The organism is Microbacterium sp. LEMMJ01 (assembly GCF_002114135.1).
In the GTDB taxonomy this organism is placed as follows: Bacteria; Actinomycetota; Actinomycetes; order Actinomycetales; family Microbacteriaceae; genus Microbacterium.
Window position 1 is genome coordinate 59,216 of record NZ_NCTV01000024.1, and the last position, 26,546, is coordinate 85,761.

Sequence of the window (26,546 nt, forward strand, 5' to 3'; positions counted from 1 at the left end):
CGCGCAGGAGAGCACTGGACGCAACCTGTCATAACAGGTACAGTGAGCTTGTCATTACAGGTTGCGCGACGACGCAGCACCCGTTTCGAGGAGCATGGATGCCCGAGTACCAGACCCCGCCGATCTCCCCGATGGCGATCGCCTTCGACGCCGAGAAGCTCACCCTCTCCCCTGAAGGCCCCACCCTGACCCGGCGGATGTCCGACCTCGAGGGCCTGTTCCGCGACCACGACGCCTGGGCGGCCGCCGCCGCGGGCGAGGACCCGATCGTCTACACGGTCGTCAGCTCGCCGGTCCCCGAGATCGAGCGGGAGCTGCCGCAGTCGATCACCACGATCATGCCCGGGGACACGGGCGGCGAGCTCTGGATGACGAAGGGCCACCAGCACCCCGACCACCAGGGCGAGATCTACCTCGCGCTGCACGGCCGCGGCGGACTGCTCATGTTCGACGGCGAGCGCACCGAGTGGCTCGACATGCTCCCCGGCACCATCGGCTACATCCCGCCGGGCTGGGCGCACCGCTCCGTGAACACCGGGGACGAGCCCTACTCCTTCCTCGCCGTGTACCCGGGAGGCGCCGGCCACGACTACGGCTGGGTGCTGGAGCACGGCATGGGCTCGCGGGCGTTCCGCGCGGAGTCCGGCGTCGACCTGCGCCCCTACGCGGAATAGGCTCCGGCCATGATCATCGCCCACGACCTCGGCACCACCGGGAACAAGGCGTCCCTGCACCACGACGACGGTCGTCTGATCGCCGCGGTCACCGTGCCGTACCCGGCCCACTTCGCGGCCGGCGGCGTCGCTGAGCAGGACCCGGCCGACTGGTGGCACGCGGTCGTCACGGCGACCCGCGACCTCCTCTCGCGCACCGGCACCGCCGCCGCCGAGGTCGCGGGCCTCGTGGTCAGCGGACAGATGATGGGCGCCGTGCTGCTCGACGCCGACGGCGAGCCCGCACGACCCGCGATCATCTGGGCCGACACCCGCGCCGGCGCCCAGCAGCGCGAGCTCGAGGCGGCGGTCGGTGCCGAGCGCGCCTACGGGATCCTCGGCCACCGCCTGAACCCCACCTACTCCCTCGAGAAGATCATGTGGGTGCGCGACAACGAACCCGAGGTGTGGCAGCGCGTGCGCCGGGTGTGCGTCGCCAAGGACTTCATCGTGCTGCGGCTGACCGGGCGGCTCGCCACGGACCGGTCGGACGCCTCGGGCACCAATGCGTACGACCAGGTCGCGGGCACGTGGTCGCCGGAGATCCTCGCCGCCGCGCGGCTCGACCCCGCCCTCTTCCCCGAGATCCTGGAGTCGACGCAGATCGCGGGCCCGCTCACGCCCGCCGCGGCCGAGGCGCTCGGGCTGCACATCGGCGTCCAGGTCGTGATGGGCGGGGGCGACGGACCGCTCGCCGCAGTCGGCTCCGGCGTCGTGGCCCCGGAGGACGGCGCCTACGTGTGCCTCGGCACCTCCTCCTGGATCTCCTTCGCGGCCGACGCCCCGCTGCACGACCCCGCGATGCGCACCTTCACGTTCGACAACGTCGTGCCCGCGTCGTTCGTGCCGACCGCGACCATGCAGGCCGGCGGCGCCTCGGTGCAGTGGATCGCCGAAGCCCTCTCCGTCGACCCCGCACACCCCGAGACGGGGCGCCTCGTCGCCGAAGCCGCGAGCGACATCGACACCGACGACCTCTACTTCCTCCCGTACCTGCTCGGCGAGCGCTCCCCGCTGTGGGACCCGGATGCGCGCGGGGCCTTCGTCGGTCTCGCCCGCCACCACGGGCGCGCCCACCTCGTGCGCGCGGTCCTCGAGGGGACGGCGTTCAACCTCCTCACCTGCATCCAGGCGTTCCGCGAGGCCGGCGCGACGATCGACCGCATCGACGCCGTCGGCGGCGTGGCGCAGAGCGACGTCTACCTCGCCGTCCTCGCCGACGTGTGGGGCGTGCCGGTGCGGCGCCGCACGATCGTGGAGGAGGCGAACAGCCTCGGTGCCGCGGTCACGGGAGCCGTCGGCCTCGGCCTCACCGACTTCTCCGCCGCCCGGGCGCTCAGCGAGGTCACCGCCGAGTTCACGCCCGACCCGTCCCGGCATGCGGTCTACGCCGAGCGCCACGCCCGCTTCACCGACGCGTACACGGCCCTCGCACCGTGGTTCGCGGGAAGGCCGCGCTGATGGGCGTCATCCTCGTCACGAGCCGCTCCTTCTCGGACGGCGACCTCGACTTGGTCGGGCGCGCCGCGCAGGCCGGACACCGTATCCTCCGCGGACCCGCCCATCACGACCTCGACGAGCTGCGCGTGCTGCTGCACGGTGCCGACGCCTGGATCGCCGGCACCGGACCGGTCACCGACGCGCACCTCGCTGCCGGCCCGAAGCTCAAGGTCGTGGCGCGCTACGGGGTCGGCACGGAGGCGGTGGACCTCGCGGCGGCGCGCAACCGCGGCATCCCGGTCACGAACACCCCCGGCGCGAACGCGGATGCGGTCGCCGACCACGCGGTCGGCCTCATGCTCGCCGCCCTGCGCACCATCCCGGACGGCGACCGCCGCGTGCGGACCGGCGACTGGAGCGTGCGCCGCGGACGGGAGCTCGGCGCCGCGACCGTCGGCATCGTCGGCTTCGGGCGGATCGGCCAAGGGGTCGCGCGGCGACTGAGCGGGTTCGGCCCGCGGCTGCTCGCCTCCGACCCGTTCCTCCCCGCCGACCTCGTGCGGGACCACGGCGCCGACCCCCTCGGCCTCGATGACCTGTTCCGCACCGCCGACGTGATCACCCTGCACGCCCCCGGCGGTCAGCGCCTCGTCGACGCCGAGCGCCTCGCCGTGATGCGACCCGGCACCGTACTCGTCAACACGGCCCGCGGCGACCTCGTGGATGAGCAGGCCGTGGCGGACGCGCTGCGTGACGGCACCCTCGCCGGGTACGCCGCCGACACTCTCGACGGCGACACCGCCGCGCACGACAGTCCCCTGCTCGACCCTGCTCTCGCCGACCGCGTCATCGTCACCCCGCACCTCGGTGCCCAGACCACCCAGGCCGTCGACAACATGGGAGAGCTGTCGCTCGCGGATGTGCTCGCCGTCCTCCGCGGCGCCGACCCCGCCCACCCCGTGCCCCTGCCCGCGTCCGCTCCCGAGGAGAACCGATGACCACCGCCGCGACGTCCGCCGCACCGTCAGCCCCCGCCACCGCCGACTACATGGGCTTCGTCGGCGTCACCACCGCCTCGTCGTCGATCATGAAGGTGTTCCCGCTGTGGGCCGACATCCTCGGCCTCCCCACCCGGACCCTCGTCGGCCACGACCTGCCGATGGACGCCGACCCCGCGCAGTACCGCGCCATGGTCGAGCAGATCCGCGATGACCCGCACCACCGCGGCGCGCTGGTCACCACGCACAAGATGAACGTGTACGCGGCGGCGTCCGACCTGTTCGACGACCTCGACCCGTTCGCCGTGTCCTGTGCCGAGATCTCCAGCATCGCCAAGCGCGGGTCCACGCTGTCCGGCCGCGCGAAGGACCCGATCACGGTCGACCTGGCGCTGGGCGACTTCCTCCCCGCCGACCACTTCGCGCGCACCGGGGCCGAGGTCGTCATCCTGGGTGCGGGCGGATCGGGCACCGCGCTGAGCTGGGCCCTCGCCGAGCGGGAGGATGCCCCGGCCCTCATCACCGTCACCGCGCGCACGCAGGACAAGCTCGACCACCTCCGCGAGGTGCACCGCCAGCACGGCACTCCCGAGGGACTGCTCCGCTACGTCGTCACCGAGACGCCGGAGGAGGCCGATGCCCTGGTCGCCGCCGCGCCCGCGGGATCGGTCATCGCGAACGCCACCGGGCTCGGCAAGGACCGCCCGGGCTCCCCGCTGACCGACGCCGTCGTGTTCCCCGAGGGCGCGTACGCGTGGGAGTTCAACTACCGCGGCTCCCTGGAGTTCCTGCACCAGGCCGAGGCACAGGAGGACGACCGCGCGCTGTATGTGGTCGACGGCTGGCGGTACTTCATCCACGGCTGGTCGCAGGTCGTGGCGGACGTGTTCGACCTCGACCTCACGCCGGAGACCGTCGAGCGCCTCGCGGAGGCCGCGGAGTCGGTGCGCTGATGCCCGCCGTGCGGACCGTCCTCGGCGACCTCGACCCGTCGCGGCTCGGGCGCGTGGACTACCACGAGCACCTCTTCCAGGTGTCGCCGCTGCTGGTCGGGGACGAGCTCGACGACGAGGCCGCGTCCGGCGAGGAGGCCGGTCTGCTGCGGGCGAGCGGCTTCGAGGCCATGGTCGACGCCACCCCGTTCGGCCTCGGTCGCGACCCGGCCGCCGTCGCCCGCATCAGCGCCGCGACCGGACTGCACGTGGTCGCCACGACGGGTCGGCACCGCGAGGCCCACTACGGCCCCGATCATCCGATGCAGGTGTGGGGCGCGGACCGCCTCGCCGCCCTGTTCGTGTCCGACCTCACGCGGGGGATGCCGGCGGACGACACCGCGGTGTTCGAGACCCCCGACGTGCCTCTCGCCGCGGGTCCCGACGGGCAGCCCGTCCGCGCCGGCATGCTCAAGGGCGGGGCCGACTACTGGCGCCTCAGTCCGTTCGAGCGGACGACCCTCGTCGCCGTCGCTCAGGCGCACCGGGAGACCGGAGCCCCCGTCATGGTGCATCTGGAGTTCGGCACCGCGGCCCACGAGGTCCTCGACCTGCTGGCGGCCGAGGGGGTGCCGGCGGATCGCGTCGTGCTGGCCCACGCCGACCGCGACCCCGATCCCGGTCTGCACGTCGCGTTGGCCGAGCGCGGCGCCCACCTCGGGTACGACGGCTTCGCCCGCCCGCGCACCCGCTCCGACGCCGAGCTGCTGGCGCTCACGGTCGCCGTGGTGGAGCGGGGAGCCGGCGACCGGATCCTGCTCGGAGGCGACGTCGCCCGGCGCACCCGGTACATCGCCTACGGCGGCATGCCGGGTCTCGCCTACCTCGGCGACCGCTACCTTCCCCGGCTCCGCGAGGCCGTGGGTGACGACGCCGTGCACCGGATGCTCGTGACGACCCCCGCGCGCTTCCTGGCCCTCCGCTCCTGACCACCCGAACCCGAGGAGTCGTCATGCCCGAACCCACCGTCCTCCACGCCGTCTTCACCGCGCAGCCCGGAGCCGCCGACCGGGTCGCCGCGCTGCTGCGGGACTTCGCCGAGGTCGTCCGCGCCGAGGAGGGCAACATCGTCTTCGACGCCCACCGCCTCGTCGACGACCCCGACCGCTTCTTCGTCTACGAGGTCTACCGCGACGAGGACGCCTTCCAGGCCCACCTCCACGCACCCGCCGGCGTCCCCTTCAACGCCGCCCTGCAGGAGCTCATCGTCGAGCCCACCTCGATCCTCACGTTCCTCCGCCCCCTCTGACCCCCTCCTCCCCTCCGTCTCCCCCTCCCCGTTTCACCTGCACGACCTCGCGACGCCCGCACGCCCGTTCCGGCCTCCCCGTCGTGCCCTCGTCCCCCCGTCGTGCATCCGTCCCTCGTCGTGCCCCGTCCCCCGGGGACGGTCCCCTCGGGCTGACCGTCCCCGGCCCGAACGACTCACTCGGCCACCCGGTTTCACCTGCACACCCCTGTCACGACTGCACGACCGAACTACCCATCCGGCCACACATCGGTCCCCACGTCGTGCATCCGTCTCACAGTCGTGGATCGGTCCCTCAGGCCGACCGTCCCCCGTGCCGAACGACGCCACTCGGCCCTCCGGTTTCGCCCGCACACCCCTGTCACGACTGCACGACCGAACCGCCCATCCGGCCACGCATCGGTCCCCGCGTCGTGCATTCGTCCCTCGTCGTGTCCCGTCCCAGACCCCAGACCCATCCCAGGCGCAGAGCTGGACCCCCATACCCACCCGACTCCGGACCCGGTTCGTCTGCACGACCCCGATACGGGTGCACGAGGAAACCGGGGATCCGGTCGTGCAGTCGCCCCGGGATCGTGCACCCGGACCCACGGACCACGGACCGGAACCGGAACCGAAGTCCCCCGGACACGACGAAGCCCCCCGCCCGAAGGCGAGGGGCTCCGTCGTGCGGGTCACTCGTAGAGGACCGCCGCGATCTTGTCGTCGTCGATGTTGTTCTTGTCGTACCAGTAGGAACCGGTGTCGTAGAACTCCTCGACGTCGTCCCCGTTGGCCGCGTCGTAGGCCGCCTGCACGACCTGGGCGCCGATGCCGATCGGGTCCTGCGTGATGGCGCCGGCCATGGTGCCGTCCTTGATGGCGTTGATCTGGGCCGCACCGGAGTCGAAGCCGACGATGGTGATCTTGCCCTTCTCGAGGCCGAGCTCGTTCACGGCGTTCACGACGCCGATGGCCGAGCCCTCGTTGGTGCCGTAGATGCCCTTGAGGTCGGGGTGGGCCGCGATGAGCGTCTTGGCGATGTCGGCCGACTTCAGGTGGTCGCCGTCACCGTACTGGATGTCGACGATCTCGATGTCGGGGTAGTCCGCCTCGATCTTCTCGACGAAGCCGTCGCGACGCTCGACACCGGTCGAGTTAATCTGCGAGTGGCCGACGATGGCGACCTCACCCTCGCCGCCGATCAGCTCGGCCATGTGCTCGGCCGCCAGCGCGCCGGCGACCTTGCTGTCCGTCGCGGAGAGGCTGAGTCCGACGTCGCCGTTGCACGGGGCGTCGAAGTAGACGACGGGGATGTCCTTCGACTTCGCCTGCTCGAGCGGGGCGACGCACGCCTCGGGGTCGAGGGCGGCGTAGGCGATGGCGTCCGGGTTCTTGTCGATCGCGGCGGTCAGCATCTCGAGCTGCTGTGCGATCTCGGTCTCGGCGGCCGGGCCCTCGAAGGTGATCTTGACGCCCAGCTCCTGGGCCTTCTCCTCCGCGCCCTTCTTGACGGCCTGCCAGAACTGGTGCTGGAAGCCCTTCGAGACCATGGCGATGTACATCTCGCCGTCGCTGCTGCCGGTGTCGCCGCCCGAGCCCTCTTCGATCACGTCGCCGCCGCCGGCACAGCCGGCGAACACGAGCGCGGATGCGGCCACGAGTGCCGCGAATGCGGTCTTCTTGCCGAATTTCATGGAAACTCCGTTGTTCTGTGTGGGTGCCGGCCAGGACCGGCGGGTGGACATTCGTGGTGCCTGTGCGGAGGGTTCCGCGGGGTCCGGCCGGAGCCGGGGACGGCGGCGGGCACGGGTTTCGCCGCCGCCGTGTCTCAGGTCCGCTGGCGGTTGCGCAGCGAGTCGAGGAAGACGGCCAGCAGGACGACGACGCCGACGACGATGTTCTGCCACTCGGGCTGGATCGACATGATCCGGAGGCCGTTGACGAGGACGCTCATGATGAGCGCACCGATCACGGTGCCGAGGATCGAGCCGCGGCCGCCGAGCAGCGAGGTGCCGCCGATGATCACGGCCGCGATGGCCTGCAGCTCGTAGCCGGTGCCGATCTGCGGCTGCGCCGAGTCGAGGCGGGCGGCGATCACGATGCCCGCGATGCCGGTGAAGGCGCCGGCGAACATGTAGATGAGGATCGTCCAGCGGCGGGTGTTGACGCCGGAGAGGCGCGTGGCCTCCTCGTTCGATCCGATCGCGAAGGTGTACCGGCCGAGCAGCGTCTTCGACAGCACGAGCCAGGCGACGATCGCGAGGGCCGCGGTGATGAGCACCGCGTTCGGGATGCCGGGGATGAGCACGCCGAGCGCGATCTTCTTGAAGTCGGGAGCCGAGGTCGAGAAGTAGATCGGCGCGACGTTCGAGATCACGAGGGCGAGGCCGCCCGCGATCATCATCATGGCCAGGGTCGCGATGAACGGAGGCAGTCGCAGGAACGTGATGTTGACGCCGTTCACCAGCCCCATGAGCACACCGGTCGCGATGCCGCCGAGCACGCCCACCCACACCGGCAGGCCGAGGTTGGTGATGAGGACACCGGTCATCACCGCGCAGAGCGCCATGCCGGTGCCGATCGACAGGTCGATGCCGCCCGTGATGATGACGAACGTCGTGCCGAGGGCGAGGATGCCGATGACCGCGGTGGACAGCAGCACCGTGGCGATGTTGCTGAAGGTGAAGAAGTTCGGGCTGGCGATCGAGAAGAAGATGACCAGGACGATCAGGGTGCCGAACGCGAGCGACTGCTGGAACTGCCGCTTGAGGAACCCGGCGACGTCGCGCTTGTCGGTGTCCTCGTTGACGGCCGTCTGGATGATCGTCGTCGTCGACGATCCGGACTGCTGTGGGGTGCTCATCAGTCTTCCTCCCCGTGGGCTGCGAGTTGCATGATCTTCTCCTGGCTGGCTTCCTCGTTGCGGAGCGTCCCGGTGATGCGACCGTTCGCGAACACGGCGATGCGGTTCGCGACCCGGAGGATCTCGGGGAGCTCCGACGAGATGACGATGATGGACTTGCCCGCGTCGGCGAGCTGCTGCATGAGGCGGTAGATCTCCTCCTTCGCGCCGACGTCGATGCCTCGCGTCGGCTCGTCGAAGATGAGGATGTCGCAGTCGCGCATCAGCCACCGGGCGATGACGACCTTCTGCTGGTTCCCTCCGGAGAGGAGCTTGACGACCTGGTTGACCGAGGGGGTCTTCACCCGCAGCTGCTGGACGTACTCCTTGGTGCGGTTCTTGGCCTTGCTGTCGCCCATCCACCCGATGCCGTTGGCGTAGGAGCCGAGCGACGCGAGCACGGTGTTGAAGGTGACGTCCTGCTCGAGCATGAGGCCGAGCAGCTTGCGGTCCTCGGAGAGGTAGCCGACGCCGTGCTTGACCGCGTCCGCGGGCTGCGCGATGCGGACGGTGCGCCCGCCGATCGTGATCGTGCCGCCGTCACGGTGGTCCGCGCCGATGACGGCACGGGCGGTCTCGGTGCGGCCGGCGCCCATGAGGCCGGCGAATCCGAGGATCTCGCCCTTGTGCAGCTGGAACGACACGTCCTTGAGGAGCTTCCGCGTGGAGAGCCCCTGCACGTCGAGCACGATCGGGTCGTTGAGGTGCTCCCGCGCCTGCGGGCGGGTGCCCTCGTCGATCACGCGGCCGACCATCATCTCGATGATCGTCGGAATCGTGATCTCGGACTTGTCGAGTGATCCGATGTATGTGCCGTCGCGGAGCACGGTCACCCGGTCCGCCAGGCGGCGCAGCTCGTCCATGCGGTGCGAGATGTACACGATGCCGGTGCCGCGCGCCTTGAGCTGCTCGATGAGGACGAAGAGGGTCTCGACCTCACTGTCGGTGAGGGCCGACGTCGGCTCGTCCATGATGAGGACCTTGGCGTTGAAGGACAGCGCCTTGGCGATCTCGACCATCTGCTGCTCGGCCACCGTCAGCTCGCCCACGCGCTGGCGCGGGTCGAGGTGGATGTCGAGGCGCTGCAGCAGCTCGGCCGTCTGCCGGTTGAGCTTCCGCTCCGACAGGAACGGGCCCGTCGTGGGCTCGCGGCCGACGTAGATGTTCTGCGCGACCGTGAGGTCGGGCATCAGGTTGAGCTCCTGGTGGATGATCGTGATCCCCAGCTCCTGCGCCTGCAGCGGGCTGGTGAGCTCGACCTCCTGCCCCTCGAACGTGATCGTGCCCTCGTCCTTGGTGTAGATCCCGGAGAGGATCTTCATCAGGGTGGACTTGCCGGCACCGTTCTCACCCACGAGCACGAGCACCTCGCCGGCGCGCACCTCGAGATGCACGTCCTTCAGCGCCTGGACACCGGGGAATCCCTTGCTGATCCCCTCGACCCTCAGGATGGGTCCACTCATGCGCTCACCTGCTTCCTTGAAGGTTCTGTCGCGATTGCGGCGGACCGTTCCGCCGTAAACATCGGATCAATTCTGCGACCTGCACCCGGGTCAGTGCAAGTTGTATCTAAATGTATCTAACGATCGGCGGCGAGGGAAGACCTGTAATAACATCTTGGTCTCGAACCGCCGCCCGGGCGTCAGTGGAGGCGGATCGAGTCCACCGCGACGAGCTTGTCGCGGATGTAGGCGTTCGCGTGCGCACCCAGCTCGTCGTTGTCGGTCCAGAGGTTGCGCCAGATGCCGAGCATGCGGCTGAGGTCGGGCGCCACCACCGCCGAGGAGAACGACTCGAACACGATGGGGCCGTCGTAGCCGATGCGCCCGAGCGCCTTGAAGAACGTGTCGAAGTCGACCGTCCCGGTGCCGAGATAGCCGCGGTGGCTCTCGCCGATGTGCACGTACCGCAGGGCGGGAGCCGCATCGAGCACCGGCGCGAACATATCCGACTCCTCGATGTTCATGTGATACGTGTCCAGGTGGATCCCGAGGTTCGGGCGGTCGACCTCGCCGAGGTACGCCTGCGCCTGCCGTGCGGTGTTCAGCACGTTGGTCTCGTAGCGGTTGACGACCTCGAGCGAGACCGAGACCCCCCGCTCGGCGGCGTGGTCGGCCACCCGGGCGATCGTGCGACGGCTCGATGCGAGACCCTCGGGCGTGACCGGATCCATGTACTTCTTCATGGCGCTGTAGATCACCCCGCAGAAGTGCGCACCGCCGAGGTCGGCGAGCACGTCGACCGCGCGGAGCAGGAGCGCCTCGCCCGCGGCGACCACGGCAGGGTCACCGCTCGTGATGTCGGTCTCATCGGAGAGCCCGAGCGAGGCGCTGACCGCGAGTCCGTGCTCCGCGAGGGCGGCCTGGGCGGCGGCGACGTCGAACGAGAACGGGTCCATCAAGGGGAACTCGATGAGGTCGAAGCCCGCCTGCTTCGTCTTCTCGACCGCGAGCCGGATGCCGTCCGCGTCGAAGGTCCCCGTCCAGACGAGTCCGTGGCAGCCGATGTTCATGAGCGCTCCTCCGGCGGGTGTCCGGCACCGTCGCCGCGCGGACTTGGCACGTTACAAGCCCGGTGTGCGAGTCACGCTACGTCGCCATCCGCCAGGGTGTCAAGAACTTTCTTGGCACGTTACAACTGGTCCGCTAGCCTGGGCCTCATCCGGCCGCGCCTGCGGTCCATCGCCGAAGGAGGCCCATGTCCGCGAGCGTGAAGGATGTCGCGGCTCTCGCGGGGGTGTCGGCATCGACCGTGTCGAACTACCTCAACCACCCGCACGTCCTCGGGGCCGCCAGCCGGGAGCGGGTGCGGGCGGCGATCGCCGAGCTCGGCTTCGTGCCGAACGAGTCGGCCCGCCAGCTCCGCGCAGGATCGAGCAAGGCCCTCGCCCTCATCCTCCTCGACGCCTGGCTGCCCTACTTCAACGACCTGTCCCGCGGCGTCGACGACGTGGCCCGTGAGGGCGGCTGGTCGCTCTTCTTCAGCGACAGCGCCCGCGATGCCGCTCGCGAAGAGCAGAACATCGACATGTTCGAGGCCCACCGGGTGCAGGGCATCGTGATCTACCCGCGCGGCGATGTCGTGCCACGGCTGGAACAGCTCGCGACTCGCGGGATCCGCTCGGTGGTCGTCGGCCCCATCCGGGATTCGCCTTCCGTCGCCGCGGTCACCTTCGACGACCGCGGCGGCGGACGCCTGGCCGGGGAGCACCTGCTCTCCCTCGGCCGTCGCCGCATCCTGTTCCTCGGAGCCCCGACGGTGAGCCAGTCGAACGATCGTCTCGCCGGGCTGCGCGACGCGGTGGCGGGGACCGACGCCCGCGTCTCCGTCCTCGACGTCGAGCATCTCACGACCGAAGACGGCCTCCGGGCCGGGGCGCACCTGACGGATCTCCCGGCGGAAGAGCGTCCCGACGCGGTCTTCGCCGCGAACGACGGGGTGGCCCTCGGCGTGCTGACACAGCTGCTCCGCCACGGCATCCGGGTGCCGGAGGAGATCGCCCTCGTCGGGTTCGACGACGTGGCCGCCGCACACCAGGGCGTGGTGCCGCTGACGAGCATCCGGCAGCCCGGCTACGAGATCGGTCGCGCCGCCGGGGCCGCGCTGCTGCAGCTCCTCGCCGATCCGACCGCCGCGCCTCCGGCACCCACGCCGTTCCCCGCCGAGCTCATCGTGCGGGAGTCGACCGTCGGGCGCTGAACCCCCGGGTCAGGCCGAGGGGTGGCCGACCACACCCTTCCGGAGTAGTGCGTTGCCGTACTTGCGCGTCTCTCCCGTGCGCACCATGAGGTACGCCTCCTTCGCCACCTCGTAGTACGCGAAGCGCTCGACGAAGCGCGTGGTGTCGAGTTCCGTGCCGGCGGCGGCCATGAGTTCGCGCTGCACGTCCAGCACCTCGCCGTCGGCAGAGGTCATCAGATCGATGCCGGGCGCGTCGTCGAGCGGCAGCACGCTGCGGATGGCCGCGACGACCTCGGGCGTGGTGGTGCCGGGAAGATCGACCACGCGCGCCCCGAGGCCCCAGGCCGGGAAGTGCGCGTCGGCGACGACCACGGCGTCGGAGTGCCCCATCCGGTCGAGATGCAGCAGCAGCTCCCCGGTCAGCAGCGGGTGGATTCCTTCGAGCACGGCGGCTCCTCTCGGTGGATGGAGGTCAGGAGGCGGGGATCAGGCCCTCGGCCGCGAGGTTGTCCCACAGGGCCGACGGGATCTCCCGGGCAGCGTACTCCGCGTTCTGCCGGAGCTGCGCCGGGCGACTGCCGCCGACCACCACGGAGCGCACCACGTCGGACTGGAGCGGGAACCGGATCGCCGCGGCCGGCAGGGGCACGTCGTGATCGGCACACACCGCGGCGATGCGCACGAGGCGGTCCCACAGCTCGTCGGGGAGCTGTCCGTACTCGTAGCGACCGTCCCGACGCGGCTCGTTCGCCGCGAGGAGTCCGGAGTTGAACACCGACGCCGCGACGATCCCCGTCCCGGTCTCGCGGCACGCGGGCAGCACGTCGACCGCGGCGGGCTGCTCCAGCAGCGTGTACCGACCGGCCACCATCACGAGGTCGAGGTCGGCGGAGCGCACGGATGCCGCGAGGGCGTCCGACACCATCGACCCGATGCCGATCGCGGTCACCTCGCCGTCCGCGCGCAGCTGCTCCAGGGCGGGAAGGGCCTCGGCGAGCGCGAGGTCGAGGTCGTGCCGCTCCGGGTCGTGCAGGTACAGGAGGTCGATGCGCTCGATGCCGAGCCGCTCGCGGGACTCGTCCAGGCTCGTCCGGATGCCGTCCGCCGAGAAGTCCCACACGCGCTGGAGATCGTCCGGCACGTGGAAATCGTTCGCGGTGTCGAGGCCGCCGGCGTGGTCGGGGTTCGGGCGCAGCAGTCGGCCGACCTTGGTCGAGAGCACGTACTCGTCCCGCGGCTTGGTCTGCAGAAAGGCTCCGAGGCGACGCTCGGACAGCCCGAGGCCGTAGTGCGGAGCGGTGTCGTAGAAGCGGATGCCGCTCTCCCACGCCGCATCCAGCACCGCCCACGCGTCGTCGTCGGACAGCTCACGGAAGAGGTTGCCGACGTTCGCGGCACCGTAGCCGAGGGTCGGGACGGTCAGGCGGTCAGGCGTGGACATGCGCACCCGTCCAGGTGTACTCCGCGATGCTGTCGGCCTTCATCTCCATGCCCGTGCCCGGTGCGGTGGGAGCCATGTAGGAGCCGCCCTGGATGTCGGTCGGCACGACGAAGTGCTCGTGCAGGTGGTCGACGAACTCGATCAGGCGGCCCTCGCGGGTGCCGGAGACGGCGACGAAATCGAACATCGACAGGTGCTGCACGGCCTCGCACAGCCCCACGCCTCCGGCGTGCGGGCACACCGGCACGTCGAACTTCGCCGCGAGCAGCAGGTTGGCGATGTTCTCGTTGACCCCCGCGACGCGGACGGCGTCGATCTGCATGACCGAGATCGCGTCGGCCTGCAGGAGCTGCTTGAAGATCATCCGGTTCTGCGCGTGCTCACCGGTGGCGACACGGATGGGCGCGACGCCGCGGGCGATCTCGGCGTGGCCGAGGATGTCGTCGGGGCTCGTGGGCTCCTCGATCCAGGCGGGGTCGAACTCGGCGAGCGCGTTCACCCATTCGATCGCCTCGGACACCTCCCAGCGCTGGTTCGCGTCGATCGCGATGGGGAAGTCCGGGCCGCACACCTCCCGCGCCTTGCGGAAGCGGCGGATGTCGTCGTCGAGGTCCGCGCCCACCTTGAGCTTGATCTGCGTGAAGCCGTCGGCCATGGCCTCGCGGGCGAGGCGCTCGAGCTTCTCGTCGGAGTAGCCGAGCCAGCCGGGGCTGGTCGTGTATCCGGGGTAGCCGGTGGCGAGGAGCTGCTGCTCGCGCTCGGCCCGGCCGGGCTCCGCCGCGCGCAGGATCTCCAGTGCCTCCTCGCGGGTGAGGGCGTTGGTGAGGTAGCGGAAGTCGATGAGGTCGACGAGCTCCTCCGGGGTCATCCGGGCGAGCAGCTGCCAGAGCGGCAGGCCCGCGCGCTTGGCCTTGATGTCCCACAGCGCGTTGACGACCGCGCCGATGGCCATGTGCATGACGCCCTTCTCCGGGCCCAGCCAGCGGAGCTGCGAGTCGCCGATGATCTCGCGGAAGGTGCCGCCCATGTCGTCGAGCAGCGGCTCGATCTCACGCCCGACGAGGTGCCCGGCGAGCGCGTCGATGGCGGCGACCTGCACGTCGTTGCCGCGGCCGATCGTGAAGACGAAGGCGTGCCCCTCGATGCCGTCGCCGGCGTCCGTGCGGACGATGACGTACGCGGCGGAGTAGTCGGGGTCCGGGTTCATCGCGTCGGAGCCGTCCAGGCTCAGCGACGTGGGGAAGCGGATGTCGGTGGTGTCGAGGGCGACGATACGGCTCACGGGGTTCCTCTCCATGCGCGGGTCGTTCTTCCGCGCGGATCTCTTGGAGTGTAAACATCCGATGTCTATACTGTCAACGAGACCGGCCGCTGAGCAGCGGCCTCCCGAACGATCAGGAGAATCATGAAGTTCGCGCGGCTCGGCACCCCGGGGGCGGAGATCCCCGTCCTCCTGGAGGGTGACCGCTACCTCGACCTCCGCCCGGTGACATCCGATGTCAACGGCGACTTCCTTGCGGGAGACTTCGTCGCCCGCGTCGCCGCCGCCCGCGACGCCGGGGAGCTCTCCGAGCTGCCGGACGCCGCGACGATGCGCATCGGCGCCCCGATCGCCCGCCCGAGCGCGGTGATCTGCATCGGGATGAACTACGCCGCCCATGCCGCGGAGTCGGGGTCGGAGCCGCCGACCATCCCCATCATCTTCCTCAAGACGCCCAACACGGTGGTCGGCCCGAACGACGCCGTGACGATCCCGCGGGGGAGCGAGAAGACCGACTGGGAGGTCGAGCTCGGCATCGTCATCGGCACCCGCACCGCGTACCTCGACTCCCCGGACGAGTCGATGGCGCACGTCGCCGGCTTCGTCGCCGCGAACGACGTGTCGGAGCGCGACTTCCAGATGGCGGTCTCCGGCGGGCAGTGGTCGAAGGGCAAGATCGCCTTCGGCTTCAACCCCACGGGTCCGTGGCTGGTCACGCCGGACGAGGTCGACCACCAGGCGCTCGGCCTCCGCAGCTTCGTGAACGGCGAGCCGCGACAGGACTCGAACACGAGCGACATGATCTTCACGGTCGAGCAGATCGTGCATCACCTGTCGCAGTATGTGACGCTCGAGCCCGGTGACCTGATCCTCACCGGCACCCCGCAGGGCGTGGCCCTGTCCGGCAAATACCCCTACCTCAGCGCGGGCGACGTGGTCGAGATCGAGATCGACGGCCTCGGCCGCCAGCGCCAGGACTTCATCGCATGGGAGGCAGAGAAGTGACCCTTCGACAGGCTCAGGGACCCGACGGCGGCACGGAAGGACTCGTGGCCATCGTCACCGGTGGCGCGTCCGGCATCGGCGCGGCGATCGCCGACCGTCTGCACGCGGACGGCGTCACCGTCGCGGTCCTCGACCGCGACACCACCCACGCCGACGAGCGCTTCGCCGCGTTCACCGCCGATGTCTCCGACCGCGCGAGCGTGGACGCCGCCGTCGCCGCCGTCGCCGAGCGCTTCGGCCGCATCGACATCGTCGTCAACAACGCCGGCATCGGCGCACAGGGCGACATCGCCGCGAACGACGACGACGAGTGGGCCCGCGTCCTCTCCATCAACGTCACCGGCATCGCACGGGTGACGTCGGCGGCACTGCCGTGGCTCCGGAAGTCCCCGGCCGCCGCGGTGTGCAACACGGCCTCGATCGCCTCGACCACCGGGCTCCCGCAGCGCGCCCTTTACTCCGCGTCGAAGGGCGCCGTGTCGGCGCTGACCCGCGCGATGGCCGCCGACCACCTGCGCGAGGGCATCCGCGTCAATGCGGTCAACCCCGGCACGGCGGACACGCCCTGGGTCGGACGACTGCTCGACTCCGCGGCCGACCCCGCCGCCGAGCGGGCCGCGTTGGAGGCACGACAGCCCCACGGACGCCTGGTGAGCCCCGACGAGGTCGCCGCCGCGGTGGCCTACCTCGTGAGTCCCGCCGCGGGCTCCACCACGGGCACCTTCATCGAGGTCGACGGGGGGATGGCGCAGCTCCGCCTCCGCCCCGAGTGACCCGATCTTCCCGACGGCCCGGTGTCTCCCGCGAGACCCCGGGCCGTCCCCGTCTCGTCCCGCCGTTCCGCCCCCAGCCGGGATCAATTCCGCTCCCCCACCCCGCCCCGCAGGCCCCTTTCTCGTCCCGCACGCCGCCTCGCCGCGCGGGCGGGATCAGAATCGCTCCCCGGTCCCGCTGCCGCGGGCCGTTTCCCATCCGGCACGCCCCGAGGCGCTCTGGAGGGACGACCGTGAGCGGCACGGCACCCATCCGGCCGGGATCAGAAACGGGCCCGGACGGGGCTCCGGAGGTGGCATATCGCACTCCCCCGCGTAAGGGGGGTTAGAGGGAGTAGACGGAGGTGGCGGTGACGTGGAAGAGGGCGTCGTGATCGATGCCGCGGGAGGAGGCCCACGTCGCCACGGCGTCGGCCCAGCGGCTGCGGGCGGACGGCTGATACACCGGCGCACCGTCGGCGGGAGCGTGCGGGCCGTCATGCTCGACGGGGCCGACCGCCGACACGGGCCAGTCGCTCCCCCACATCAGGCGCTCGGGACCGAAGACGTCGGCCGCGGTGTCGAGGAAGGGTTCGAGCTGCGCGAGGCTCCAGTCCCCTCCGGCCTCCGCGGGCAGTCCGGACACCTTGCAGAACACCCCGGGGTGTCGCGCGAGCTCGGCGAGGTCCCGCTCCCACTCCACCGAGGGCGTGCGCGGAGCAGAAGCCGTCCCGACCTCCGGCTTGCCCAGGTGGTCGAGCACGATCCGCAGCTCGGGGATCGCGCCCGACAGTCGTGCGAGGTCCGGGAGCTGCGCGGCACGCACGCACGCGTCGAAGGTCCACCCGTGCGCCGCGACCTCCCGGGCTCCGGTGATGAAGGCCGACGAGAGCATCACGCCGTCCGGCTCCCCCTGCAGGAGGTGACGCACCCCGACCACCAGGGGCTCCGCGGTGAGACTCTCCAGGTGCACCGTGGTGTCGGTACCGCGATCGAGCCGAGCGCCGGCGACGATGCCGACCACCCCGAGCCGCTCCGCCTGCCCGGCCACCCACCGCACCTCCGCGAGGAAGTCATCCTCGATGGTCTCGGCCTGCACGAACACGGCCCGCTCGTCCGTGGCCCGCTCCACCCGCGCACGCTCGAGCTCGTCGGCGCCGAAGCGCCCCGCGAGCGGTCCTTCGAGCCACGTGTACCCGAGGGCTTCCGGGTCCCACAGGTGCAGGTGCGAGTCGAGGATGCGCATGTCCCCATCCTGCCGCAGACATCGGATGTTGTGCGAGGATGAGCGCCATGGCAGTCACGGACGAGGCGATCGAGAAGATCAAGGCGATGATCGTGTCGGGCGAACTGGCCCCCGGCGATCGCCTGCCCCCGGAGAAGGAGCTGTCCGAGCGCCTCGGCCTCTCCCGCAACTCCATGCGCGAGGCGGTCAAGGCACTGGAGGTCATCCGCGTGCTCGACGTACGCCGCGGCGACGGCACCTACGTCACGAGCCTGGAGCCGCACCTGCTGCTGGAGGCGATCGCCTTCGTCGTGGACATGCACGACGACGACTCGATGCTGGAGATGTTCGCCGTCCGCCGGATGCTCGAATCGCAGGCCACCGGTCTCGCGGCGACCCTCGGCACGGACGAGGCGATCGCGGCCCTGCAGGAGGAGGTAGAGGCCGTCGACGCGTCCGTCGGGATCGAGGAGCTCGTCGACCACGACATCCGCTTCCACCGCGAGATCGTGGGCATGGCGGGCAACGCCTACCTCGCGAGCCTCATCGAGCACCTGAGCAGCCAGACGGTCCGGGCGCGCGTGTGGCGGGGTCTCACGGAGGGCGGCGCCGTGGAGCGCACCCTGTCGGAGCACCGCGCCATCGCCGATGCCATCGCCCAGCGCGACTCGGCGCTGGCGACCTCCCTCGCCACGGCCCACATCGCGGGTGTCGAACGGTGGCTGCGGCAGGCCGCGTCGGCTTGAGCCGTCAGGCCCCGAGGCGCTGCATCGCGGCGTCGAACTCCGCTGCCGAGCTGTCGCTCACCTCGTGGAACAGCAGCTGGTCGAGCACGTCGGGCGCGGCGGTGAAGTAGGGCACCCCGGCTGCGCGCAGCCCCGTGATGTCGTCGGCGGAGCGCAGGGAGGCGGCGAGGACGTTGGAGCCGCTGCCCGCGCACATCTCCTGCATCCGGGCGATGAGCGCGTCGCCGTCCATGCCCGCGTCGCGCATGCGTCCGAGGTAGGGCGCGATGTACTGGGCGCCGATCGAGGCGCACGCGAGCGCCTGCGCGACGGAGTAGACCGCCGTGACGAGGACCGTGGCCCCGTCGCGGACGAGGGCCGAGGCCGCCGCGAAACCCGCTGCGGTCGCGGGCACCTTGACCGCCACCCGGTCGCCGAGCGCGCGGATGCCCTCCGCGTTCCGGAGGAAGGAGTCCGTGTCGCCGCCCCACGTCTGGAAGAAGACCTCCCGTGCACCCTCGTCCACCCAGCGGGCATAGAGGTCGGGGATCTCCGCGGCCGTCCGCCCGCCGCGTTCGAGGATCGTGGGGTTCGTCGTGACGCCCTGCACCACCCCGGCGGAGAGCAGCCGCGAGACGCGGTCGGTGTCGGCGCTGTCGACGTATAGGCGGGGGGCGATCGCGGTCATCGGGGTCTCCTCGCGGGCAACCTGTCGTTACAGGTGGGGCTTCGGCTAATGTAATGACAGCTCCCGAACCTTGTCAAAGACCGGGAGCCCCGCGCTGTCGAGGAGGATCAGGAGCGAGATGACACCCGCACACCCCGGCGACCGCTCCGGCGTCGTCATCGTCGGCAGCGTGACGGCCGACGTCACGACCTTCTCCCAGCGGCTCCCCGCCCGCGGCGAGACCATCCTCGGCGACGAGTTCACGCTGATGCTCGGCGGCAAGGGCGCGAACCAGGCCGTCGCGGCCGGGCGCTCCGGAGCCCGCACGAGCTTCGTCGGCTGCGTCGGCGACGACCTGTTCCACGACCTCGTGGTGGACGGGCTCACCGCGGCCGGCGTCGACCTCGCGCACCTGCGTACCGTGCCGGGCCCCACCGGCATCGCGCACATCCGCGTCGACGCCTCCGCGCAGAACGACATCGTCATGGTGCCGCTCGCCAACGCCGCCCTCAGCACGGCGCAGATCGACGAGGCCCTCGCGGCTCTCGCCCCGACGACCTCCGTCCTGCTCACCCAGCTCGAAACCCCGTCCGCGCTGACCGCGCACATCACCGCGCGCGGTCGCGAGCACGGGATGACCGTGATCCTCGACCCGGCACCGGCGGCGGAGCTGGCACCGGAGATCTGGCGCAGCATCGACATCGTCACCCCGAACGAGACCGAGGCGTCGCTCATCAGCGGCATCGAGGTGACCGACGCCGCCTCCGCCGAGCGCGCCGGGCACTGGTTCCTGGAGCAGGGCGTGGGCGCCGCGGTCATCACCCTGGCCGGGCAGGGGTCGTGCGTCGTCACCACCGAAGGCGCCACCGTCGTCCCGCCGTTCCCCGTGGAGGCGGTCGACACCACCGCCGCGGGCGACGCCTACGCCGGCTACCTCGGTGCCGCGCTCGCGAGCGGAGCGGCCCTCACCGATGCGGTGCGGCTGGCGACCGCCGCGGGCGCCCTCACCGTCACGAAGCAGGGGGCGTCACCGAGCCTCCCCCACCGCGCCGACGTCGAGGCCTTCCTCGCCGCGCGCACCGCGGCCCCCGTCGCGAACTGAACCAGGAGCACACGATGCGCAAGACCTCGACCACGATCAACCCCGCGCTCTCCCGCGTCATCAGCGAGACCGGGCACACCGATCTGATCGTCGTGACGGACGCCGGGCTGCCGATCCCGCCGGGCTCCGAGCGCATCGACCTCGCCTACCGTCCCGGCGCTCCCGCGTTCCTCGACGTGCTCGACACGGTGCTCGCGGAGCTCGTGGTCGAGGGGGCGACGGTGTCGGCCGAGGTCGCCGAGAAGAGTCCGGAGGTGCTCGACGCCCTGCGCGAGCGCTTCGCCGACGCAGGCTTCGAGATCGAGCTCGTCCCGCACGTCGAGTTCAAGGAGCGCACGCACGCCGCCCGTGCCTTCGTGCGCTCGGGGGAGTTCACCCCGTATGCGAACGTGATCCTGCACGCGGGGGTGGCGTACTGATGTCTCTCATCGAGGATGCGATCGACCGCCACAGCGCGGCGCCGATGTACGACCAGCTCCGGCAGCTCATCATCGACGGCATCGCGCGCGACGGTCTGCAGCCGGGCGATCCCCTCCCCGGCGAGCACCGGCTGTGCGAGCGCTACGGCATCTCCCGCACGGTCGTGCGCCAGGCCCTCGCCCAGCTCGAGCACGAGGGACTCGTCGAGCGCGTGAAGGGCAAGGGCACGTTCGTCTCCCGCCCGCGCACGAGCGAGAGTCTCGTGCACACGCTGGTCGGGCTGTACGACGACGTCGAGCGGCGCGGCGGCCACGTGCACAGCGACGTCCTCCGGCACGAGCAGACCGTCGCGGACGAGGAGGTCGCCCTCGCCCTGGAGGTGCCGGTCGGATCGCCGGTGATCGTGCTGGAGCGGCTGCGGCACGTCGATGGTGAGCCCTGGTCGCTCTCGACCACGTGGATGCCGGAGGCGGTGGGGGCGGTGACGCTCGGCGCCGACCTCACCGAGGCGTCGCTGTACCGGCTGCTCGCCGACCACGGCATCATCGCCACGCACGGTGTCCGCTCCGCCGAGGCGACGGTCGCCACGCACGAGCAGGCTCAGCATCTCGGCGTGAGCGCCGGCTCCGCCCTCCTCCGCCTGCGCAGCATCAGCCGCAGTGAGGATGGCCTGCCGATCGAGTACTTCATCGCGTACCACCGGGGCGACCGCTCGCGCTTCGAGTTCCAGCTCCAGCAGGAGCAGTCCCAGGCGTCGCTGATGCACGTGGACGGATCGGGCGGCGCCTCCCCGGCGGGCACGGTGGGCTGACCCCGGCCGGTACGCTCGAGGGCATGAGTGACTGGACCAGCACCGCGATCGCCCTGCTGGAAGCCGATGCCAACCGCAGCGCCGACACGCACCTGCACCTGTTCCCGCTGCCGCCGGAGTGGGGCATCGACCTCTACCTCAAGGACGAGTCGGTGCACCCGACCGGCTCCCTCAAGCACCGCCTCGCGCGCTCCCTCCTCCTGTACGGACTCGTCAACGGGCGCATCCGCGAGGACACGACCCTCGTGGAGTCGTCGAGCGGGTCGACCGCGGTGTCGGAGGCCTACTTCGCCCGGATGCTGGGGCTGAAGTTCATCACGGTCGTGCCCCGATCGACGGTGCAGGAGAAGATCGACCTCATCGAGTTCTACGGCGGCACCTGCCATTTCGTGGATCGCGCGGAGGACATGTCACCCGAGGCGCAGCGCCTGGCGGCGGACTGCACCGGGCACTACCTCGACCAGTTCACCTACGCGGAGCGTGCGACCGACTGGCGCGGCAACAACAACATCGCCGACAGCGTGTTCGGCCAGCTCGCCCAGGAGCGGCATCCGATCCCCCGCTGGATAGTCACGGGTGCCGGCACCGGGGGCACCAGCGCCACGTTCGGCCGCTACGTGAAGTACCGCCGCCATGACACCCGGATCGCCGTCGTCGACCCCGAGGGCTCGGCCTTCTACGACGGCTGGGCGGGCACGGTCGACCCGCCGGCCGGACACCCGAGCCGCATCGAGGGCATCGGGCGGCCGCGGGTGGAGGCCTCCTTCGTGCCGTCCGTGATCGACGAGATGATCCAGGTGCCGGACGCGGGCTCCATCGCCGCGATCCGGCTCCTCCGCGAGCGCACCCTGCACTGGGCGGGCGGCTCCACCGGCACGAACCTCTACGGCGCGTTCCAGCTCATCGCCCGGATGCGTGCCGCGGGCGAGACCGGCAGCGTCGTGACCCTGATCTGCGACAGCGGTGTGCGGTACGCCGGCACGTACTACTCGGACGAGTGGGTCGCGCAGCAGGGGTGGGACCTCGCCCCGCACCGTGCGCGGCTGGAGCGATTCCTGGAGACCGGGGTCTGGGCGGAGTGATCCTCGGGTTACGCTGACCCCATGACCACACTCATCCTCACTGTCGCGGGTGCCGATCGTCCGGGCCTCGTGGCCGCCGTCGCCGATGTCGTCGATGCCCATGGCGGCAACTGGGAGAACAGCTCCCTCGCCGAGCTCGCCGGCACGTTCGCGGGTGTCATCGAGGTGTCCGTGCCGACGGAGCGCGCCGGGGAGCTCGAGACCGCGCTCCGGGGGATCCAGGGCCAGGGTCTGCTCACGCTCTCGGTGCTCACCGGCACGCCAGGGCCGTCCGAGGACGAGGAGCAGCTGCTCGTGATGCAGGTGCTCGGCAACGACCGCCCCGGCATCGTGCGCGAGGTCTCGGCGGTGCTGAATGCGCATGCCCTGAGCATCGAGGAGCTCACGACCGAGACCCGGGAGGCCGCGATGGCCGGCGGGCGGCTGTTCGAGGCCTCGGTGATCGCGAAGGTCCCGCCGACGGTCGACCTCGACGCCCTGCGTGCCGACCTGGAGCGCCTCGCGTCCGAGATCCAAGTCGACATCAACCTCGGCTGACCCCGTTCGCCGACCCACCCCCTTCGGTGCCGCCCACCCCCTTCCGGACGTCCGAATAGGGCCGGGGCGCACGAAAGAGGGTGGCTCGGCCGGGAAACCAGGAGTCAGAGGCCGGAGTACCGCCGCACCCAGTACTCGGTGTAGGCGACGTGGGCGGACGCGGCGGCCGAGGCGGCCACCGGATCCGCGGCGGCGAGGCCGCGCAGGATCGCGCGGTGGCCGGCGTCGGAGTGGATCTTGAGCTCCGCGGCATCCTCCGGGTCGGAGATCCGGTAGGCACGGGAGCGGGAGCGCAGCACGTCGATCAGGCTCGTCAGGGCCTCGTTGCCCGCGACCGACGAGATCGCCATGTGGAACTCGTGGTCGAGGCGGGACTGCGCCTCGAAGTCCGTCGTCGACTCGATCTCCGTGAGCACCTCGTCGAGCGCGGCGACCGTGTCCTCGTCGATCCGGGCCGCGGCGAGCGCCGCCGCGTGCGGCTCGAGCACCCGTCGGAGCTCCGTCAGCTCCAGCACCCCGGCCATCGGCAGCAGTCCGACCGTGAGGGAGAGACTGCCGATGAGGTCGGCCGCGCGGAGCTCGCTGACGTAGCTGCCGGAACCGTGCCGCGTCTCCAGCACGCCCAGTGCGGCGAGGGTCCGGATGGCTTCGCGCAGCGACCCGCGCGAGACACCGAGCCGTTCGCACAGCTCCCCCTCGCTCGGCAGCCGGTCACCGGGGCGCAGGGCGCCGTCGGCGATGAGAGCCCGCAGGCCGTGCAGCGCCGTGTCCAGTGCGCTCATCGTCATCCTCTCTGCCACTCCCCCACCCCTCGTGAAGTCTGTCGGACGCCCCCGGCGTCGCAAACTCGTATGACAACTATGTTTCATCTTCGCGGTTTCGTAGCCAAAACCGAAGGCGTGTGGCAAAGTTGTGCAACAACTCGCCCCCGCTCACCGATGAGGTCCGATGCCCGCTCCGCAGTTCCCCGCTCCGCTCACGCTGAACTCCGGCCTGCGAGCGCGCGATGCCTGGCCCCTCGACCCGACGGTGATCCACCTCAACCACGGATCCTTCGGGGCGGTGCCGTCGGTCGTGGTCGCCCATCAGGACGCCCTGCGCCGCCGTGCCGACCTGAGCCCCGTGGAGTGGTTCCCGCGGATCGCGGAGCGCGTGCAGGAGGCGAGGCAGCGGACGGCTCCGTTCGTCGGCGCCCGCGCGGAGGACAGCGTGTTCGTGCCCAACGCCTCCGCCGCGGCCACGGTCGTCTACAACGCCCTCCAGCTCGACAGCGGCGACGAGATCCTCGTGACCGACCAGGGCTACGGTGCCATCACCATGGGCGCCGAGCGTCTCGCCCGCCGGTTCGGCGCCGCCGTCCGCACGGTCGCCCTGCCCCTGCTCGCTGATGACGACGAGATCGTGCAGCTCTTCGCCGACGCCCTCACCCCGCGCACGCGGCTGCTCGTGGTGGACCAGATCACCTCGCCCACCGCCCGCCTGCTGCCCACCCGCCGCATCGCCGACCTCGCGGCCGAGCGCGGCGTGCGCACCCTCGTCGACGGCGCCCACGCCCCCGGCCTCATCCCGGACGCGGCGGCCGTCGCCGGCGGCGACTGGTGGTTCGGGAATCTGCACAAGTGGCCCTGCGCGCCTCGCGGCTCCGCCCTCCTCGTCACCACCGCCCCCGACCGCGACGAGCTCTGGCCGCTGATCGACTCCTGGGCCGCGCGCGAGCCGTACCCCGAGCGCTTCGACACGCAGGGCACGATCGACGCGACGACGTACCTCGCCACCCCCACCGCGATCGAGTTCATCGACGCGGAGTTCGGATGGGCGGCCGCCCGCGACGCCATGGCCGCACGGGCCGACGCCGGTGCCGAGCTCATCGCGGAAGCCCTGCGCCGCTTCAGCGACGAGGACCCGCTGACCCCCCTCCCCTCCCCAGTGCCGTCCATGCGACTCATCCGGCTGCCGCTCGGCCTCGGCGCCACCCGCGAGGAGGCCGACGCGCTGCGCATGGACCTCCTCGACGAGGTCGGCGTGGAGACCGCGTTCACGAGCTTCCGGGGCGTCGGCTATCTCCGCCTGTCCGCGCACCTGTACACGGAGGCGTCCGACATCGAGGCGTTCGTCGAGCGCTGCGTCCCCGCGATCCTGCGCCGCGCCGGCATCCGCCCCGCCGACGCCCTCATCCTCCCCTGACCCGCACCACCTCCCGCACGACCCACCCGAACACCACCCACCCCCACCGAGAGGCACATCGTGAAGAACAAGATCTTGACGACCGCAGCCGGAGTCGGCACCGTCGCCGTCCTCGCACTCACCGGCTGCTCCGGAGGCTCCGGCTCGTCCGGCGGCGACGGCAGCGTCACCCTCCAGATGGTCGAGAGCCTGACGAACCCGGCGCGTACCGAGCTGCTCCGCGGACTGCTCGACGAGTTCGAGAAGGACAACCCCGACATCACCGTCACCCTGGTCTCCCCGCCCACCGAGCAGGCCGACCAGAAGATCCAGCAGATGCTGCAGTCCGGCAAGGGCGTCGATGTGCTCGAGGTGCGCGACATCACCGTCGGGCCGTTCGCGAACAACGGCTGGCTCTACGACCTCGGTCCCGATCTGAAGAAGTGGGACGGCTGGGACGCCCTGACCGAGAACGCGCAGTCGGCCTCGGTCGCGGAGGACGGCAAGAGCTACTTCGTCCCCTACGGCTTCTACGGCCTGTCGCTGTTCTACCGCACCGACCTCGTCGAGCAGGCCGGCTTCGACGGCCCGCCGCACAGCTGGAAGGATCTGCTGGAGCAGGCGTCGGCGATCCAGGACCCGTCGAACAACATCTACGGGTACGCGTTCCGCGGCGGTCAGAACGCGAACAGCAACGTCGTCGCCGCGATCGAGGCCTACACGATCGATGGCCTCGACACGGAGGACGCGTTCCTCATGGAGGACGGCTCGACGATCTTCGCCGCCCCCGAGGCGCAGGAGGCGGTCGACGACTACTTCGATCTGTTCAAGGAGGCCTCGCCGCCCTCGGCCGTCTCGTGGGGCTACCCCGAGATGGTCGCCGGATTCACGAACGGCACCACGGCCTTCCTCCTGCAGGACCCGGAGGTCATCGCGACGGTGCAGGACTCCTCGCTGACAGAGGACCAGTGGGACACCGCGCCGCTGCTCGTCGGCCCGTCCGGCAAGGCCGCACAGCCCCTCGCCGTCGCCGGCTGGGGTGTCGCGGAGAACAGCGAGCACAAGGAGGCGGCGGTGAAGCTCGTCGAGTTCCTGTCGTCCGCCGAGCCCGCCACCGAGTTCGCGCAGGCGAACAGCCTCGTCCCGATCATCGCGGCCGCCGCGGACGACGAGTTCTACTCCACCGGCCCCTGGACCAGCTACGTCACCATGACCGAGGACCCGGAGACCTACGTCAACGTGCGGCAGCCGCGCGGCGTGAGCTGGTGGACCGAGTGGATCCAGAAGTCCGACCAGGACGTGCAGAGCGTGCTGCTGGGCAACATGTCCACCAAGGACCTCCTCGCCTCGTGGGACGCGTTCTGGACCGAGAAGTACGCCGCGGAGAAGGGTTGATCC

General features: G+C 70.9%; 27 protein-coding genes. 17 read left to right on the forward strand and 10 right to left on the reverse strand.

What is annotated here, in order from left to right; translation table 11 throughout:
- Positions 1-98 precede the first annotated feature (98 nt).
- From B7W94_RS06995 to B7W94_RS07020, 6 genes are read left to right on the forward strand one after another with little or no spacing between them, the layout of a single operon-like run.
- The gene (locus B7W94_RS06995) at positions 99-674 is read left to right on the forward strand and encodes a glucose-6-phosphate isomerase family protein (RefSeq protein WP_025105385.1); all 576 of its coding nucleotides are present in this window, start codon (positions 99-101) and stop codon (positions 672-674) included.
- A 9-nt stretch (positions 675-683) separates the two neighbouring features.
- Positions 684-2,174, forward strand: coding sequence for a xylulokinase (gene xylB / locus B7W94_RS07000; RefSeq protein WP_085605523.1), 1,491 nt, complete (start codon positions 684-686; stop codon positions 2,172-2,174).
- Positions 2,174-3,151, forward strand: coding sequence for a phosphoglycerate dehydrogenase (locus tag B7W94_RS07005; protein ID WP_238695653.1), 978 nt, complete (start codon positions 2,174-2,176; stop codon positions 3,149-3,151). The genes xylB and B7W94_RS07005 overlap by 1 nt, the downstream gene beginning before the upstream one ends.
- The gene (locus tag B7W94_RS07010; RefSeq protein WP_085605527.1) at positions 3,148-4,104 is read left to right on the forward strand and encodes a shikimate dehydrogenase; all 957 of its coding nucleotides are present in this window, start codon (positions 3,148-3,150) and stop codon (positions 4,102-4,104) included. The genes B7W94_RS07005 and B7W94_RS07010 overlap by 4 nt, the downstream gene beginning before the upstream one ends.
- Positions 4,104-5,072, forward strand: coding sequence for a phosphotriesterase family protein (locus tag B7W94_RS07015; protein WP_085605529.1), 969 nt, complete (start codon positions 4,104-4,106; stop codon positions 5,070-5,072). Before B7W94_RS07010 ends, B7W94_RS07015 begins: the two co-directional genes overlap by 1 nt.
- Before the next feature lie 23 nt (positions 5,073-5,095).
- Entirely contained in the window at positions 5,096-5,392 is a 297-nt protein-coding gene (locus B7W94_RS07020; RefSeq protein ID WP_025105380.1) for a putative quinol monooxygenase, read from the forward strand.
- Between the two features lie 674 nt (positions 5,393-6,066).
- On the opposite strand, the gene B7W94_RS07025 is transcribed toward B7W94_RS07020, so the two are convergent.
- From B7W94_RS07025 to B7W94_RS07040, 4 genes are all read right to left on the reverse strand, one after another.
- Positions 6,067-7,068 carry an ABC transporter substrate-binding protein gene (locus tag B7W94_RS07025; protein ID WP_071329175.1) on the reverse strand — a complete coding sequence of 334 codons (1,002 nt, stop codon included), beginning with the start codon at positions 7,066-7,068 and terminating at the stop codon, positions 6,067-6,069.
- A gap of 134 nt (positions 7,069-7,202) precedes the next feature.
- On the reverse strand, positions 7,203-8,237 hold the full coding sequence (locus tag B7W94_RS07030) for an ABC transporter permease (protein ID WP_025105378.1): 1,035 nt from the start codon (positions 8,235-8,237) through the stop codon (positions 7,203-7,205).
- Positions 8,237-9,739, reverse strand: coding sequence for a sugar ABC transporter ATP-binding protein (locus B7W94_RS07035; RefSeq protein ID WP_025105377.1), 1,503 nt, complete (start codon positions 9,737-9,739; stop codon positions 8,237-8,239). Before B7W94_RS07035 ends, B7W94_RS07030 begins: the two co-directional genes overlap by 1 nt.
- A gap of 179 nt (positions 9,740-9,918) precedes the next feature.
- Positions 9,919-10,788 carry a sugar phosphate isomerase/epimerase family protein gene (locus tag B7W94_RS07040; protein ID WP_085605531.1) on the reverse strand — a complete coding sequence of 290 codons (870 nt, stop codon included), beginning with the start codon at positions 10,786-10,788 and terminating at the stop codon, positions 9,919-9,921.
- Between the two features lie 185 nt (positions 10,789-10,973).
- Between B7W94_RS07040 and B7W94_RS07045 the strand changes: the two genes are divergently transcribed.
- The gene (locus tag B7W94_RS07045; RefSeq protein WP_085605532.1) at positions 10,974-11,975 is read left to right on the forward strand and encodes a LacI family DNA-binding transcriptional regulator; all 1,002 of its coding nucleotides are present in this window, start codon (positions 10,974-10,976) and stop codon (positions 11,973-11,975) included.
- Between the two features lie 9 nt (positions 11,976-11,984).
- Here the strand turns inward: B7W94_RS07045 and B7W94_RS07050 are convergent, their stop codons facing one another.
- Genes B7W94_RS07050 through B7W94_RS07060 form a run of 3 tightly spaced genes read right to left on the reverse strand, consistent with a single transcriptional unit; the run spans position 11,985 to position 14,680 of the window.
- Positions 11,985-12,404: an RbsD/FucU family protein gene (locus B7W94_RS07050; protein ID WP_025105374.1), complete on the reverse strand. Its 420-nt coding sequence runs from the start codon at positions 12,402-12,404 to the stop codon at positions 11,985-11,987.
- Positions 12,405-12,429: 25 nt separating this feature from the next.
- Positions 12,430-13,398: an aldo/keto reductase gene (locus B7W94_RS07055; protein ID WP_085605534.1), complete on the reverse strand. Its 969-nt coding sequence runs from the start codon at positions 13,396-13,398 to the stop codon at positions 12,430-12,432.
- Positions 13,385-14,680: an L-fuconate dehydratase gene (locus B7W94_RS07060; protein WP_085605675.1), complete on the reverse strand. Its 1,296-nt coding sequence runs from the start codon at positions 14,678-14,680 to the stop codon at positions 13,385-13,387. Before B7W94_RS07060 ends, B7W94_RS07055 begins: the two co-directional genes overlap by 14 nt.
- A gap of 123 nt (positions 14,681-14,803) precedes the next feature.
- Between B7W94_RS07060 and B7W94_RS07065 the strand changes: the two genes are divergently transcribed.
- Together B7W94_RS07065 and B7W94_RS07070 are read left to right on the forward strand one after the other, a co-directional pair.
- The gene (locus B7W94_RS07065; RefSeq protein ID WP_085605536.1) at positions 14,804-15,664 is read left to right on the forward strand and encodes a fumarylacetoacetate hydrolase family protein; all 861 of its coding nucleotides are present in this window, start codon (positions 14,804-14,806) and stop codon (positions 15,662-15,664) included.
- Positions 15,646-16,437, forward strand: a complete 792-nt coding sequence (locus tag B7W94_RS07070; protein WP_085605538.1) for an SDR family NAD(P)-dependent oxidoreductase — start codon at positions 15,646-15,648, stop codon at positions 16,435-16,437. The genes B7W94_RS07065 and B7W94_RS07070 overlap by 19 nt, the downstream gene beginning before the upstream one ends.
- 325 nt (positions 16,438-16,762) lie before the next feature.
- Here B7W94_RS07070 and B7W94_RS07075 read toward each other — a convergent pair whose 3' ends face one another.
- On the reverse strand, positions 16,763-17,662 hold the full coding sequence (locus B7W94_RS07075; RefSeq protein ID WP_085605540.1) for an amidohydrolase family protein: 900 nt from the start codon (positions 17,660-17,662) through the stop codon (positions 16,763-16,765).
- Positions 17,663-17,709: 47 nt separating this feature from the next.
- On the opposite strand from B7W94_RS07075, the gene B7W94_RS07080 reads away from it, so the two are divergent.
- On the forward strand, positions 17,710-18,387 hold the full coding sequence (locus B7W94_RS07080) for a FadR/GntR family transcriptional regulator (protein ID WP_025105368.1): 678 nt from the start codon (positions 17,710-17,712) through the stop codon (positions 18,385-18,387).
- Between the two features lie 4 nt (positions 18,388-18,391).
- Here B7W94_RS07080 and B7W94_RS07085 read toward each other — a convergent pair whose 3' ends face one another.
- Complete coding sequence (locus tag B7W94_RS07085) at positions 18,392-19,054, reverse strand: transaldolase family protein (RefSeq protein WP_085605542.1); 663 nt, start codon at positions 19,052-19,054, stop codon at positions 18,392-18,394.
- Positions 19,055-19,172: 118 nt separating this feature from the next.
- Here B7W94_RS07085 and B7W94_RS07090 point away from each other — a divergent pair, with 118 nt between their 5' ends.
- Genes B7W94_RS07090 through B7W94_RS07110 form a run of 5 tightly spaced genes read left to right on the forward strand, consistent with a single transcriptional unit; the run spans position 19,173 to position 22,985 of the window.
- A complete protein-coding gene (locus tag B7W94_RS07090) occupies positions 19,173-20,135 on the forward strand; it encodes a ribokinase (protein WP_085605544.1) in 963 nt (320 codons plus the stop codon).
- Between the two features lie 14 nt (positions 20,136-20,149).
- Entirely contained in the window at positions 20,150-20,554 is a 405-nt protein-coding gene (gene rbsD, locus B7W94_RS07095) for a D-ribose pyranase (RefSeq protein WP_025105365.1), read from the forward strand.
- Positions 20,554-21,366 carry a GntR family transcriptional regulator gene (locus B7W94_RS07100; protein ID WP_025105364.1) on the forward strand — a complete coding sequence of 271 codons (813 nt, stop codon included), beginning with the start codon at positions 20,554-20,556 and terminating at the stop codon, positions 21,364-21,366. Before rbsD ends, B7W94_RS07100 begins: the two co-directional genes overlap by 1 nt.
- A gap of 23 nt (positions 21,367-21,389) precedes the next feature.
- Positions 21,390-22,448 (forward strand): PLP-dependent cysteine synthase family protein, encoded by a 1,059-nt coding sequence (locus tag B7W94_RS07105; protein ID WP_085605546.1) that lies wholly within the window; start codon positions 21,390-21,392, stop codon positions 22,446-22,448.
- A 21-nt stretch (positions 22,449-22,469) separates the two neighbouring features.
- Positions 22,470-22,985 carry a glycine cleavage system protein R gene (locus B7W94_RS07110; protein WP_085605548.1) on the forward strand — a complete coding sequence of 172 codons (516 nt, stop codon included), beginning with the start codon at positions 22,470-22,472 and terminating at the stop codon, positions 22,983-22,985.
- 104 nt (positions 22,986-23,089) lie between these two features.
- Here B7W94_RS07110 and B7W94_RS07115 read toward each other — a convergent pair whose 3' ends face one another.
- Complete coding sequence (locus B7W94_RS07115) at positions 23,090-23,767, reverse strand: FadR/GntR family transcriptional regulator (RefSeq protein ID WP_085605550.1); 678 nt, start codon at positions 23,765-23,767, stop codon at positions 23,090-23,092.
- 166 nt (positions 23,768-23,933) lie between these two features.
- On the opposite strand from B7W94_RS07115, the gene B7W94_RS07120 reads away from it, so the two are divergent.
- Positions 23,934-25,169 carry an aminotransferase class V-fold PLP-dependent enzyme gene (locus B7W94_RS07120; protein ID WP_085605551.1) on the forward strand — a complete coding sequence of 412 codons (1,236 nt, stop codon included), beginning with the start codon at positions 23,934-23,936 and terminating at the stop codon, positions 25,167-25,169.
- Between the two features lie 60 nt (positions 25,170-25,229).
- Complete coding sequence (locus B7W94_RS07125) at positions 25,230-26,543, forward strand: ABC transporter substrate-binding protein (protein ID WP_025105359.1); 1,314 nt, start codon at positions 25,230-25,232, stop codon at positions 26,541-26,543.
- The last annotated feature ends 3 nt before the right edge of the window (positions 26,544-26,546 follow it).